The sequence below is a fragment of the Pilosibacter sp. NGB245 genome (assembly GCF_057397225.1).
This window is the reverse complement of the sequence record NZ_CM171584.1, coordinates 2,065,475-2,080,328: the sequence shown is the minus strand read 5'-3', so window position 1 is coordinate 2,080,328 and position 14,854 is coordinate 2,065,475. Positions and strand designations below refer to the sequence as shown.

General features: G+C 51.4%; 10 protein-coding genes. 9 read left to right on the top strand and 1 reads right to left on the bottom strand.

Translation table 11 applies throughout. From position 1 onward, the window contains the following. Window position 1: 1 nt before the first annotated feature. The 8 genes from ACXMYH_RS09335 to ACXMYH_RS09300 all read left to right on the top strand — a co-directional run bounded on the left by ACXMYH_RS09335 (window position 2) and on the right by ACXMYH_RS09300 (window position 10,546). Window positions 2–4,681, top strand: a complete 4,680-nt coding sequence (locus ACXMYH_RS09335) for a PolC-type DNA polymerase III (RefSeq protein WP_118529740.1) — start codon at window positions 2–4, stop codon at window positions 4,679–4,681. Window positions 4,682–5,195: 514 nt separating this feature from the next. Continuing rightward, window positions 5,196–5,942, top strand: coding sequence for an EFR1 family ferrodoxin (locus ACXMYH_RS09330; protein WP_486554750.1), 747 nt, complete (start codon window positions 5,196–5,198; stop codon window positions 5,940–5,942). Window positions 5,943–6,086: 144 nt separating this feature from the next. Continuing rightward, complete coding sequence (locus tag ACXMYH_RS09325; protein ID WP_329751412.1) at window positions 6,087–7,007, top strand: carbon-nitrogen hydrolase family protein; 921 nt, start codon at window positions 6,087–6,089, stop codon at window positions 7,005–7,007. Next, the gene (locus ACXMYH_RS09320; protein WP_329751411.1) at window positions 7,007–7,624 is read left to right on the top strand and encodes a flavodoxin family protein; all 618 of its coding nucleotides are present in this window, start codon (window positions 7,007–7,009) and stop codon (window positions 7,622–7,624) included. The genes ACXMYH_RS09325 and ACXMYH_RS09320 overlap by 1 nt, the downstream gene beginning before the upstream one ends. A gap of 30 nt (window positions 7,625–7,654) precedes the next feature. Then, entirely contained in the window at window positions 7,655–8,227 is a 573-nt protein-coding gene (locus ACXMYH_RS09315; protein WP_345941749.1) for an NUDIX hydrolase, read from the top strand. A 278-nt stretch (window positions 8,228–8,505) separates the two neighbouring features. Then, complete coding sequence (locus tag ACXMYH_RS09310) at window positions 8,506–8,745, top strand: hypothetical protein (RefSeq protein ID WP_486554749.1); 240 nt, start codon at window positions 8,506–8,508, stop codon at window positions 8,743–8,745. Window positions 8,746–8,815: 70 nt separating this feature from the next. Further along, window positions 8,816–9,328, top strand: a complete 513-nt coding sequence (locus ACXMYH_RS09305; protein WP_118514318.1) for a CarD family transcriptional regulator — start codon at window positions 8,816–8,818, stop codon at window positions 9,326–9,328. A 192-nt stretch (window positions 9,329–9,520) separates the two neighbouring features. Next, on the top strand, window positions 9,521–10,546 hold the full coding sequence (locus ACXMYH_RS09300; protein ID WP_486554748.1) for a MalY/PatB family protein: 1,026 nt from the start codon (window positions 9,521–9,523) through the stop codon (window positions 10,544–10,546). 283 nt (window positions 10,547–10,829) lie between these two features. On the opposite strand, the gene ACXMYH_RS09295 is transcribed toward ACXMYH_RS09300, so the two are convergent. Continuing rightward, the gene (locus ACXMYH_RS09295) at window positions 10,830–12,068 is read right to left on the bottom strand and encodes a DUF1015 domain-containing protein (protein ID WP_215703089.1); all 1,239 of its coding nucleotides are present in this window, start codon (window positions 12,066–12,068) and stop codon (window positions 10,830–10,832) included. Window positions 12,069–12,321: 253 nt separating this feature from the next. On the opposite strand from ACXMYH_RS09295, the gene ACXMYH_RS09290 reads away from it, so the two are divergent. Beyond that, complete coding sequence (locus ACXMYH_RS09290) at window positions 12,322–14,847, top strand: heavy metal translocating P-type ATPase (protein WP_215703090.1); 2,526 nt, start codon at window positions 12,322–12,324, stop codon at window positions 14,845–14,847. The last annotated feature ends 7 nt before the right edge of the window (window positions 14,848–14,854 follow it).

Genomic DNA, 14,854 nt, shown 5'->3' with positions numbered 1-14,854 from the left:
TATGGAAAAACCATTCCTTGAAGTTTTCCCGGGGCTTCATATTGCGGATGAACTGAAAGAGCTTTTGAAACTTGTCGTGGTGGAAAAGGTCACCATGACAAAGGACAGAAGCTCTATTCGTGTTTATATCAGAAGTCCCAGACTCATTCATAAAAAGAACATTTATGCCCTGGAAGACGGGATCGCGAAGCAGCTGTTTCCGGGAAGACCGATCACGATCAAGATTCTTGAGAAGTATCGTTTGTCGGCACAGTATACCCCGGAGAAGCTCTACGATGTCTACCGGGACAGCATCCTCATGGAGCTTAAGAATTACGGCATGATCGAGTACAACATTCTCCGTCGGGCGGACACAAAATTTGTGACCGACGACAAGATGGTTATGACGATCGAGGACAACCTGATCTACAGGGAGCGGTCGAAGGAAGTCGGGCGCGTCCTCGAGAAGATCTTTACGGAGCGCTGCGGACTTGCGGCGGAAGTGGAGTTTTTATATAAAGAAGCGGAGAAGAAGGACCCGATGGACCAGCCGGTGTTCATGAAGCCGGGCGGAGAGCTCATCATGGGAACCCGGAATGAGGAGAATTACCTGGAAGGCACCGCGGAAAGTGCGCCGTGGGACGAAGGTCCGGCGAACGGCGGATTCAGCGGAACGTTCGGAGACGGCAATGGAGACGCGGGGGCCGGGATCACGGCACAGAGCGCTGGAAATTCCGGATCCGCAGGACGGTCCGGCGCGGCGGACGGCGGTAAAAAAGCCCCCGGAGAAAAAACGGCGTCTGGTTCCGGAGCATCGAAGCAGAAGACGGATGCGGCAGGAAAGCCCGGCGGAAACCAGAACGGAAAGTCTGCCGGTGGTGGACAGAACGGCGGCGGTTTTACAAAGAAGACTTTCGGCGAGAAGGGAAAAGGCGGCTTTTCCGGCGGCTTCCGGAAAGGTTCCGACGGAAGGATCCCGTACCGGAAATCGGAGAATCCGGATGTTCTGTTTGGGCGCGATTTTGAAGGCGATGCGGTAGATATTCACGATATTGACGGTGAGATCGGCGAGGTTGTGATCCGCGGCAAGGTGATCCGCGCGGAGAAGAGGGAGCTCCGGAGCGGAAACAAACTCATGATCTTCGATATCACGGACTTTACGGACAGCATCACGGTCAAAATGTTCCTCAGGGAAGGCCAGGAGGAAGATGCGACTGCGGCGATCAAGGAAGGAAACTTCATCAAGATCAAGGGCATCACGACGATCGACAAGTTCGACGGTGAGCTCACGATCGGTTCCATCGTCGGCATCAAAAAGAGCGAGGACTTCACGTCCAAGCGTGTGGATAATGCCCCGGTGAAGCGTGTGGAGCTCCACTGTCACACGAAGATGAGCGACATGGACGGTGTCTCCGAGGTGAAAGACCTCGTAAAGCGTGCCAAGAAGTGGGGGATGCCGGCACTCGCGGTCACGGATCACGGCTGCGTCCAGGCGTTCCCGGACGCGAACCATGCGCTCGACAAGGGAGATACCTTCAAGGTCCTCTATGGAGTTGAGGGGTACCTCGTCGACGACATGAAGGAGATGGTCGTCAATTCCAGGAACCAGAGTCTTGACGGCGAGTATGTCGTATTCGATATCGAGACCACAGGATTTTCCCCGACAAAGAATAAGATCATCGAGATCGGCGCCGTGAAGGTGAGAAACGGGGAGATCATTGACCGGATGGATGAGTTTGTAAATCCGGAGGTCCCGATCCCGTTTGACATCGAGCGCCTGACCGGGATCAACGACGCGATGGTCATGGGCGCGGACACGGTGGACAAGGTCCTGCCGAGATTCCTGGAGTTTGTCGGGGATGCGGCGTTAGTGGCGCACAACGCGTCCTTCGATGTGAGCTTTATCTCCCACAATGCGGGACTTCTGGGACTGCCGTTCGACCCGACCGTCCTCGATACGGTGACGCTTGCGAGAGCGCTCCTCCCGAACCTGAACCGGTTTAAGCTCGACACGGTGGCGAAGGCGCTCGGCGTCTCTCTGGAAAACCATCATCGCGCGGTCGATGATGCGGAGGCAACTGCCGGAATTTTCCTGAAATTCGTGGAAATGCTGAAAAAACAGCACGATATGACGACGCTCGACCAGCTCGAGGAGTTCAGTCATGTGAGTGACGAGACGATCATGAAGATGCCGACGTACCATGTCATCATCATCGCAAAGAATGATCTGGGACGCGTGAATTTGTACCGCCTCGTGTCATGGTCGCACCTGAAGTATTTCTCGAGAAGACCGAGGATCCCGAAGAGTGTGCTGAATGAGTACCGGGAAGGTCTGATCATCGGCTCGGCCTGTGAGGCGGGAGAGCTTTACCAGGCGATCCTCCGCGGGGTTCCGGATGCGGAGCTTGCGAAGATCGTAAAATTCTACGATTATCTGGAGATCCAGCCGCTCGGAAACGACATGTTCATGCTGCGGGACGAGAAGAGCACGGTAAAGACGGTGGATGATCTCATGGACATCAACCGGAAGATCGTCTCCCTCGGCGAGCAGTTCAACAAGCCGGTCTGCGCGACCTGTGATGTGCATTTCATGGACCCGGACGACGCGATCTACCGGAAGATCCTGATGGCCGGAATGGGCTTTAAGGATGCGGACGAGCAGGCGCCGCTGTTCCTGCGGACGACGGAGGAGATGCTCTCAGAGTTCGAATATCTGGGCAGCGACAAGTGCTACGAGGTCGTTGTCACGAACACCAGGATGATCGCCGATATGTGTGAGCCGATCGCGCCGGTGCGCCCGGATAAGTGTCCGCCTGTCATCGAAAAGTCGGATGAGACGCTGCGAAATATCTGTTACAACCGTGCACACGAGATGTATGGCGAGAATCTTCCGAAGATCGTTGTGGACCGTCTGGAAAGAGAGCTGCACTCCATCATTTCCAACGGATTCGCGGTTATGTATATCATCGCGCAGAAGCTCGTGTGGAAGTCGAATGAGGACGGATATCTGGTCGGTTCCCGAGGATCGGTCGGTTCATCCTTTGTCGCGACGATGTCCGGTATCACGGAGGTAAATCCGTTAAGTCCGCATTATTCGTGCCCGAACTGTCATTATTATGATTTTGACTCGGACGAGGTGAAGAAGTATGCCGGAATGGCGGGATGTGATATGCCTGATAAGGTGTGCCCGGTCTGCGGACATCCGATGGTGAAGGACGGGTTTGACATCCCGTTCGAGACATTCCTGGGATTCAAGGGAGATAAGGAGCCGGATATCGACTTAAACTTCTCCGGTGAGTACCAGAGCCGTGCGCATGACTACACGGAGGTTATTTTCGGTAAAGGCCAGACGTTCCGCGCGGGGACGATCGGTACGCTGGCGGACAAGACGGCGTACGGTTATGTGAAGAACTATTTTGAGGAGCATGGAGAGCGGAAGAGAAACTGTGAGATCAACCGGATCGTTCAGGGCTGTGTCGGCGTCCGACGGACAACGGGACAGCATCCGGGAGGTATCGTTGTTCTGCCGCTCGGCGAGATGATCTATTCGTTTACCCCGGTACAGCATCCGGCGAACGATATGACCACGAAGACGATCACGACCCATTTTGATTACCATTCCATCGACCACAACCTGCTGAAGCTTGATATTCTCGGACACGATGATCCGACGATGATCCGTATGCTGCAGGATCTCACGGGACTTGATCCTGTTAAGGATATCCCTCTGGATTCGCGGGAGGTCATGAGTCTGTTCCAGAGTACGGATGCGCTGGGGATCAAGCCGGAGGATATCGGCGGTTGTAAGCTTGGCGCGCTCGGGGTTCCGGAGTTCGGTACGGATTTCGCGATGCAGATGTTGATTGACACGAAGCCGAAGTATTTTTCGGACCTTGTGCGTATCGCGGGTCTGGCCCATGGTACGGATGTATGGCTGGGGAATGCCCAGACGCTCATCCAGGAGGGCAAGGCGACGATTCAGACTGCGATCTGTACGCGTGATGATATCATGATCTATCTGATACAGCAGGGACTTGAGGAAGGTCTTGCGTTTACGATCATGGAGGCGGTCCGTAAGGGCAAGGGACTGAAGCCTGAGTGGGAAGAGGAGATGACGAAGCACGGGGTTCCGGACTGGTATATCTGGTCGTGTAAGAAGATCAAATATATGTTCCCGAAGGCCCATGCAGCAGCTTATGTTATGATGGCATGGCGGATCGCTTATTGCAAGGTATTCTATCCGCTTGCGTATTATGCGGCGTTTTTCAGTATCCGCGCCAGTGCGTTTTCATACGAGATCATGTGTCTGGGGCGTGAGAAGCTGGAGTATCATCTGGCGGATTATAAGAAGAGGGCGGATACGCTTTCGAAGAAGGAGCAGGATACGCTGAGGGATATGAGGATCGTGCAGGAGATGTACGCCCGTGGGTTTGATTTTCTGCCGCTGGATATTTATACGGCGAAGGCCAGACATTTTCAGGTCGTGGGGGACAAGCTGATGCCTTCCATCAACAGTATTGACGGTCTGGGAGAAAAAGCGGCTGATTCCATCGAGGAGGCTGCAAAGGCCGGAAAATTCCTCTCCAAGGAGGATTTCCGGAACAGAACGAAGGTCAGTAAGACGATCTGTGATCTGATGGAGGAGCTGGGAATCCTGAAGGGACTTCCGGAGTCGAATCAGCTGTCGCTGTTTGATTTCTAAATTTCATAGTGGCTGGGGTACGCGCCGGTGAGACTCCGGGCGCGAACGCTTAGTGGGATTCCGGGAGGGTTCCTCTATGCTCCCAGAAAAATGCTAAGGGCGGAGGCCCGGGGACACAACTCGCAACTTGCGTTGCTCAGACAAGTGTCCCCGGGCCTCCAACGCATTTTCCAGCGAGCCAAGAGGAAGCCAGCTCCCTCCACCCAGGCGGTCCGTGCCCGGAGTCTCACCGGCGCTGGGTGTTGGCGGGAGTGAGGGATGAAGGGAAGGTTGTGGTGGGAGAGAGGGGGGTGGCGGAAGCTGGACGATGCGCGGGGCCCTTTGGGCGCCGCGGCATCGCGAGGTTGATGTGGCGGTGTGAAGGCTGTTGGTGCATTGTGAAATTGTGGAGTGGTCGAGGGAGTTGGGATTGTGTTTTTGAGGGAGAGTGGTATACTGGAGCATATAAATACAATTAATGTATTTTTATTATTTAGCCTGAATTATTCAGGAGAGCTTTTTTAAGGGGAAAGTTATGGTAAGTTATAATATTTATTTTAGTCCGACGGGCACGACGGAAAGAGTCGTAAAACATATGGGAGAAAGCTTTGGCAGTATGGAAAATATTGACCTGTCGAGACGGGATATGAAAAATCATGAAATGGAACAGGGGGATTTTTGTATTGTGGGAGTTCCGTCCTTCGGAGGACGTGTTCCGGGAATTGCGACCGAGAGACTTCGGAAAATAAAGGGTGACCGCACGCCGGCATTTTTGCTGGTTACATATGGCGGAAGAGCGTATGAAGATACTCTGGTGGAATTGAAGGATGTGCTTGAGGCTCAGGGCTTTGTCTGTATTGGGGCTGCTGCGATTGTGGCGGAACATTCGATCGCCCATCAGATCGAAGCGGGGCGTCCGTCGGCGCAGGATTACGATGAACTTGATACGTTTGCGGCTGAGGTGAAGGAGCGCCTGAAGGGGAATGTCTGTCAGGTCGAGGTGCCGGGAAACAGGCCTTATAAGGAATACAAGGTTCTGCCGATGGACATCCAGGTGTCAGCTGAATGTATGGGATGCGGAAGCTGCGTGGAGAGCTGTCCGGTTGGAGCGATACCGTTTGAGGATCCGAAGATGACGAACGGAGAAGTCTGCATTTCATGTATGAGATGTGTGGAGATCTGTCCGCAGAGTGCCAGAAGCGGGAATCCTGAAAAGGTCCAGATGATTTCGGAGAAACTGAAAATGATCTGTCAGCCGGATAAGGCGAATGAGTTTTTCTGATTTAGAGATAGTTGGGAGAAATGTTTTGAAGATATATGAATTTTCACAGTGTTGCAGGCCGGAGAAAGCGGGAAAAGAAAAAGATCATCGGCGTCAGGTAGGTTTTACATATAAGATTGCAGCAATGACAGGAGGAAAAATACTATGATTATCAAGAAGGATACATGTAAACTCGCTCTGGTACAGGCAGCACCAGTCATGTTCGATAAGGACAAGTGTGTGGAGAAGATCATCGCCCTGATCGGGGAGGCGGCCGCTAAGGGAGCGGAACTGATCGTTTTTCCTGAACTTTTTATTCCGGGATACCCATATGGAATGACTTATGGATTTACTGTCGGAAGCCGCAGCAGGGCGGGAAGAGAGGACTGGAAGACTTACTATGACAATTCGATCCTGGCGGATGGAGCGGAGATGCAGAGTATCGTTGACTGCGCGAAGGAACATTCGGTATATGTGAGTGTTGGGTATTCGGAGCGGGACGCTGTGACGGCGACACTTTATAATTCCAATATCATGATCGCACCAGACGGACAGACGATGAATCACAGAAAGCTGAAGCCTACCGGCAGCGAACGTGTGATCTGGGGAGATGCGGATAAGGATTTTTTCCCGGTAATGGAGACACCTTGGGGACCGATGGGTAATCTGATCTGTTGGGAGAGCTACATGCCGCTTGCGAGAGTGGCGCTTTACCAGAAGGGAGTTGCGCTCTATATTTCCCCGAATACGAATGACAATGAGGAGTGGCAGAATACGATCCGCCATATCGCCATCGAGGGACACTGCTTCTTCATCAATGCGGATATGTATTTCACGAAGGATATGTACCCGAAGACCGCCAGCGGGGATGAGGAGATTGCGAAGTTAAATGATATCGTGTGCCGGGGAGGAAGCTGCGTGATCGATCCTTACGGGCATGCGGTGAGTGAGACTGTGTGGGATAAAGAGGAGATCATCTACGCGGACCTCGACATGCAGAAGGTCCCGGCGAGCCGGATGGAGCATGATGTCTGTGGACATTACGCGAGACCGGACGTGTTGAAATTGAGTGTGGAGGATAAATAATGAAAGTATTGATGATCAATGGAAGCCCGCGGGCGAATGGAAATACATCTATCGCGTTGAATGAGATGAAGACGGTGTTTGAAAAAGAGGGAGTCGATGCGGAGATCGTACAGGTCGGCAGTGAGGCGGTAAGAGGATGTATTGCCTGTAATCGATGCGCGGAGCTTGGGAAGTGTGTGTTCGACGATGTGGTGAATAAGCTGGCGGTGAAGCTTTCGGAGGCTGATGGACTGGTGGTCGCAACCCCTGTTTATTATGCGTCCGCAAATGCGACCCTGATCGCGGTTCTGGACCGGCTGTTTTATAGTACATCCTTTGATAAGACAATGAAAGTCGGGGCGAGCGTTGCCTGTGCGAGACGCGGGGGATGTTCGGCGACTTTTGACGAGTTAAATAAGTATTTTACGATCAGCAACATGCCGATCGCATCTAGTCAGTACTGGAACTCCATCCACGGGCGCGGACCGGGAGAAGCTGTGGGGGATGCGGAAGGTCTTCAGACGATGCGGGTTCTTGCGAGAAATATGACATTTCTCATGAAGAGCATTGAGCTTGGAAAAGAGAAGTATGGTCTTCCGGAGAAGGAAGAGGTCGTGCGGACACATTTTATCAGATAGAGAAGAATGATATTGGAAGGAAATTATGCGATGAATCGGCAGAAACTGGTAAGTCAGATCAGAAGGTATGTGCCTTATAATGAGCAGGAAGAGGCGGATAAGGCTTTGATCCTAAACTGGATCGAGAAGAATGATGACGCGTTCCTTAGGGATAATGTGGTGGCGCACATGACGGCTTCGGCCTGGGTGGTGGATAAGGACAGAAGTAAAGTCCTTATGGTGTATCACAATATTTATCATTCCTGGTCATGGCTTGGCGGGCATGCGGATGGGGAGACAGATCTTCTGGCGGTTGCAATCCGGGAGGTAAAGGAAGAAGCAGGAATTTCCGATGTGCGGCCAGTGTCGGAGGAGATTTTTTCGCTGGAATCACTCACCGTTGACGGACATGTGAAAAAAGGACGGTATGTGTCCAGTCATCTGCATCTGAATGTGACGTATCTTCTGGAAGCGGATTCTGAGGAACAGGTGTCTGTGAAGGCGGATGAGAACAGTGGGGTCGCTTGGTTTACGCCGGAGGAGGCGTTAAAGAAATCTACGGAGCCGTGGTTTGTGGAGCGGGTGTATGCGAAGCTTGTCGAGAAGACGAAGTCCTGGAGATAAACGGAAACTAAATGGAAAGTCGGTCGATCGTATCAAGGGATGCATAAAGAAATTTTGAAAAAGATATAGGGAGAGCAGGTTGAGATTACGGTTTAAGCGGAATACACTTGGGAAAATTCATGTGGTATAGTGAAAAGTACCAATAGAATGCCGGTAAAAGATTGTAAAAAATGCCTTTTGAATGTAATCTCTAAAATTGTTATAATAAATATAGCACAAAATATATTTCTGTATTTCGATGATCACGAAATGTAGAATAGAGATGAGAGGTATTTACAATGAAAAGAATCAAGGCAGCCTGCATTACCCAGATGGTGTATTTTTCAAATCATGACGGTGATACGAGTGAATATGCGAAGAAGATGATCTGTCAGGAATATGAAAAGTATAAGGTACAGTTGGACAGAAGCGGGACAAAGTATAAAATTTTATCCGAAAAGACGAATGAAGATGGAGCGATTGTGATCGAGATCAAAAAGCAGTACAATACATCTCCGGTGGGAGACTATCTGAGCTGATCCGGCGGTTTTAGAGGCAGAGATCAGATGTGTGAAACCTGAAGTCAGTGTTCAGCAAGGGGATGATTTCATGAGATATGAGATTGGAGATTTTGTCAGCAAGCCGGTCACAGGAGTGTGCAGGATAGAGGATATTTTGTATCTGGATGCGCAGGGGAAGAAGGACAATAAATTGTATTATCGGATGCATCCGGTGGAGGATGAAAAGGAAACGATATATGTGCCTGTGTCGAATTCGGACTCTGCTTTGAGACCATGCCTGACAGAAGAGAATGCGTGGAAATTGATCGAAAAGATCCCAGAAATTTCGACGCCATGGACGGAGAACGAGAAGATGCGGGAGCAGAAGTATAAAGAGGCGATCAAGGCGAATGACCCGAAGGCGTTGGTTGTGATCATAAAGATGATCTACCAGCGGAAGCAGCAGCGACTCGCGCAGGGAAAGAAATGCACAGCGACGGATACGAAATATTTCCAGATCGCGGAAAAGCTCTTGTATGAGGAACTGGGAACAGCCATCGGGAAGCCGAAGCAGGAGATCGTCGACACGATCGTTGAGCATATTGGACAAAATTCTGTTTGATTTTTTCGGAAAACAGTAGATGTCATTGTTGATGAACGAGTAGCAGACTGGTGTAAATCCGGTTTTGTTGCTCGTTTTTTATTTCAGTCGAGAAGACTCCCATCTTTTTTAGAAAATGATTCGGTTCTATGCCCCGGATTGGTGTTTCTTTTTATCGACTCGTTATAGGTTTTTCCTATATGTAACTATGTGGTGGATGCCCTGATCGAGAGGGCGGAGCATGGGATCTTTGGTTACAGTGATACCCAGGAGGAGTATTTTAATGCGGTGGCCGGATGGATGGAGCGCCATCACCACTGGAAAATCCGGGAGGAGTGGCTGATCAAGACGCCCGGTGTGGTATTTGCCCTCGCGATGGCAGTGAAAGCATTTACGGAACCTGGGGACAGTGTCCTGATCCAGCAGCCGGTCTACTATCCGTTTTCGGAGGTGATCCGGGACAATGACCGTGTGATCGTAAGCAGTGACCTGATTCTCGGTGAGGACAACCGGTATCACATTGATCTGGAAGACTTCGAAAAGCAGATCGTGGATCATGATGTGAAGTTGTTCCTTCTCTGCAACCCGCACAATCCGTCCGGAAGAGTGTTCACGAAGGAGGAGCTGACCGGGATGGGAGATCTCTGCGTGAAATACGGCATCAAGGTAGTCAGCGATGAGATCCACAACGACTTCGTATTCCAGGGAGAGCATACGGTGTTCGCCTCTGTAAAGAAGGAATATGAGGATATCTGCGTGGTCTGCACGTCTCCGAGCAAGACGTTCAATCTGGCCAGCATGCTGATCTCCAATATCTTCATCCCTGGTGAGAAGATGAGAAAGAAGTTCCAGCACGAAGTGGATGCCGCGGGGATCAGCCAGTTGAGCGCACTGGGGATCGTGGCGGCCCAGACGGCGTATGAAAAAGGCGATGAGTGGTATCATGCGATGCTTTCCTATGTGCGGGAGAATATCGCCTATGTAAAAGCATATATCGCAGATCATATGCCGGGCGTAAACGTCATCGACGGGGAAGGAACCTATCTTTTGTGGCTTGACTTCCGTAAGACAGGAATTGATCCGGACGAGCTTGACTACAGGATTATCTATGATGCAAAGCTGTGGCTTGACAGCGGAAAGATCTTTGGAAAGACGGGAGCCGGATTCCAGCGGATCAACGTGGCAGCGTCTCGGAAGACGGTGGAGGAGTGTCTGGAGAGGATCAGGAGGATCCTGTAGACAGTAAGTGTACCGCCCGAAAAAACGGTTGACATTCATTTTGAACGCAGATAAGCATTCCCCCGCTTCAAGTGCGCGGAGCACTAAGCGGTGGGTGAGTGGGATGCTTATGTCAGTGGGAGTTGAAAGCTCCCACTGACAGATCGCGAAGCGACTGCGTTCATGAGCAAGTAGCGAAGCGGATTGCGAATGTCCGCTTTACTAGAGTTTTATATTGTCGGTTCAGGATTTGAACTGGTCAGACGCCCGTCCGGTGAATGAACACTGGGCGGGCGTCTTGTGATCAGCTTAATCGGTGGATAAATAATCCGCTTCGGAGCTTCGGCTCAAACCAGGTAGACTTCGGCGGCATCAGGAGTCCTGCGTCCGCCACGGAAAGAAGTTCTTCGATGGACGTCGGATACATGGAAAATGCGACTTCCATATCTTCACCAACGCGGCGTTCCAGCTCCTTTAATCCGCGGATTCCGCCGATAAAGTCGATCCGTTTATCGGTTCTCGGATCACCGATCCCAAGAACCGGTGCAAGAAGATGATCCTGAAGGATCGAGACATCCAGTCCCTTTACCGGATCAGCGCTTCTGTACTGCGGAAGGATCTTTAACACGTACCATGTCCCGTCAAGATACATGCCGAAGGTTCCTTTTTGAACCGGAGCATAAGGTTCTTTCCCGATTTCTTCCAGTTCGAATTTTTCTTTTAATTTCTCAAAAAACTGTTCCGTGCTCATCCCGTTCAGATCCCTGACCACCCGGTTATACGGGAGGATCATAAGTTCCTCATCCGGGAATAATACAGAGAGAAAATAGTTGAACGGTTCTTCACCCGTATAACCGGGATGCTTTGTACGGCGCTTCAGACCGACTTTTACGGCGGAGGCGGCTCTGTGATGCCCGTCTGCGATGTAGGTGGACGGAATCGCAGCAAATGCAGCTTCAATGGCGTCTGTCCGGTCTGCTCCGTCGATCCGCCATACCCGGTGGCGGATCCCGTCGTCGGACACAAAATCATAGAGAGCCGGTTTCGTTTTTTCTTCTGCAACGATCTCCTTTAAGGCTATATTTTGCCGGTAGGCCAGAAAAATAGGACCTGTCTGCGCATTGACGGTATCCACATGGCGGATGCGGTCCAGTTCTTTTTCCTCCCTGGTGTTTTCATGCTTTTTGATCACACCGTTCACATAATCATCAATGGAACAGCAGGCGACGATCCCTGTCTGGCTGCGTCCGTCCATCGTCAGCTCGTAAAGATAGTAGTGATCCCCTGCGTCTGTCACGTAGATCCCGTCCGCGATCTGCGAATCGAGCAGCTCTCTTGCCTTTTCGTATACACAGTCCGCATAGGTATCGACATCATCGGAAAACTGGGTCTCCGCCCGGTCGATATTTAAAAAAGAAAGAGGATTTCCTTTTACCGCCGCACATGCCTCTTTCCGGTTATACACATCATAGGGGAGAGCAGCTACTTCCGCTGCATGTTCCTTTGCTGGTCTGATGCATATAAATGGTTTTACAACTGCCATTTTAGTTCCTCCTGTTTGTTCTGATTCTGGTGTTCTTTAAGAGAAGAGTATTCCTGCATAATATTTTACGATCATTATAGAATAAAAGAATGGAATGTGCAAGAAGAGTACCGATGATACAGGACTTTGGCGGATTGCATGTATACGGATCAGTGACAAAAAATCTCAATAACAGCCCTTGACATTTCCGTATTCTATGTTACTATTTACATATACCCGGTATGGGTATACAGCAACAGAAAGGAACGACGATATGGAACAGTATACAGTTACAGGAATGAGCTGCGCTGCCTGCCAGACCCGCGTGGAAAAGGCGGTTTCCAAAGTGCCTGGCGTCACCTCGTGTTCTGTGAGTCTGCTCACGAACTCGATGGGAGTCGAAGGGACAGCTTCTTCCTCGGAAATTATTGCGGCGGTCCAGGCTGCCGGATACAGGGCGTCCGTAAAAGGTGCAGAAAAATCAGATGGAGACGGAGACAGCGCGCTCTACGATGAATCGGCCCTGGAAGACCATGAGACTCCGGTCCTGAAAAAAAGACTTGTCTCCTCCATCGGTTTTCTCCTGGTCCTCATGTATTTCTCCATGGGGCATATGATGTGGAACTGGCCGCTTCCGAAATTTTTCGATGGAAACCATGTGGCGATGGGGCTTACACAGCTTCTTTTCACCGTGATCGTCATGGTGATCAACCAGAAATTCTTCATCAGCGGCTTTAAGAGTCTGCTTCACGGCGCCCCGAATATGGACACTCTGGTCGCCCTTGGATCGAGTGCGTCCTTCGCGTGGAGCACATACGCGCTGTTCATGATGACGGATGCCCAGGTAAAGGGAAACATGGACGCGGTCATGGAATATATGCACGAGTTCTATTTTGAATCTGCTGCGATGATCCTGACGCTGATCACGGTCGGAAAAATGCTGGAAGCGAGATCAAAGGGCCGCACCACCGATGCCTTAAAGGGCTTAATGAAGCTGGCACCGAAGACTGCGGTGATCGAAAAGGACGGCGTGGAGACCACAGTCCCGATCGCACAGGTCAAGAAAGGTGATGTCTTTGTTGTCCGCCCGGGTGAAAATATACCCGTGGATGGTATCGTGCTGGAAGGAAACAGCGCGGTGAACGAGTCCGCCCTCACGGGTGAGAGCATTCCGGTCGATAAGGCAGCAGGCGATCTTGTTTCGGCAGCAACCTTAAACCAGTCCGGATTTATCCGCTGCGAGGCGTCCAGAGTCGGAGAGGACACGACGCTCTCCCAGATCATCAAAATGGTCAGCGATGCGGCAGCCACAAAAGCTCCAATCGCGAAGATCGCAGATAAAGTCTCCGGCGTGTTCGTGCCGGCAGTCATCACGATCGCAGTGATCACGACGATCGGCTGGCTCCTTGCGGGTGAGACGATGGCATTCGCTCTGGCGAGAGGAATTTCCGTTCTTGTGATCAGCTGCCCGTGTGCGTTAGGCCTTGCGACTCCGGTTGCCATCATGGTCGGCAACGGAATGGGAGCGAAGAACGGAATTCTCTTTAAGACAGCGGTTTCCCTTGAGGAGACGGGCAAAGTGGAGATCGTTGCCCTGGATAAGACGGGAACGATCACAAGCGGCGAACCCCGCGTGACAGACATTGTCCCGGCGGAGGGGATCACAGAGACAGAACTTTTATCGATGGCGTATGCGCTCGAGAAGAAGAGTGAACATCCGCTCGCAAAGGCAGTTCTCTTAAAAGGCGAGGAGATGGGACTTTCCGCAGCCGACGTGGCAGACTTTGCGGCTCTTCCGGGAAACGGACTTTCTGCGAAATTAAACGGAAATACGATCTACGGTGGAAACATGAACTTTATCGGAAGTCATGTGAATGTGCCGGAAGAGATGAAACAGAAATCGGAAACTCTCGCGGAGAGTGGAAAGACTCCGCTGTTCTTTGCAGAGAATGAGAGACTTATCGGCATCATCGCCGTTGCGGATATGATCAAGGAAGACAGCCCGCAGGCGATCAGGGAGCTTCAGAACATGGGAATCCATGTGGTCATGCTGACCGGAGACAATGAGCGCACCGCGAAGGCGGTCGGAAAAGAGGCCGGCGTCGACGAGGTCATCGCCGAAGTCCTTCCGGACGGCAAAGAGAGCGTGATCCGGAAGCTGAAAGAAAAAGGCAAGGTTGCCATGGTCGGTGACGGGATCAACGATGCCCCGGCGCTCACGAGAGCCGATATGGGAATTGCGATCGGAGCGGGAACGGATGTCGCAATCGATGCGGCGGATGTGGTCCTCATGAAGAGCCGCCTGTCAGATGTTCCGGCAGCGATCCGCCTGAGCCGCGCGACACTCACAAATATCCACGAGAATCTGTTCTGGGCATTTTTCTACAATGTGATCGGAATTCCGCTCGCGATGGGACTCTGGATCCCGGTATTCGGGTGGAAGTTAAATCCGATGTTCGGCGCTGCGGCGATGAGCTTATCGAGCTTCTGCGTCGTATCAAACGCCTTGCGTTTAAATTTCTTTGATATCCGGCGTTCCGACAGGGACAAAAAGATAAAAACAAAATCTCATAAGAAAGAGAAGGAGAGTAAAACTATGGAAAAGACACTGAAAGTAGAAGGTATGATGTGCGGTCACTGTGAGGCAACTGTAAAGAAGGCGCTCGAGGCGATCGACGGCGTATCTGCTGCAGAGGCAGATCACGTAAAAGGAACTGCGACTGTGACACTTACAAAGGATGTTCCGACAGAAGTGTTAAAGAAAGCGATCGAGGATAAGGATTATAAGGTGATCGGCTGATCAGTTT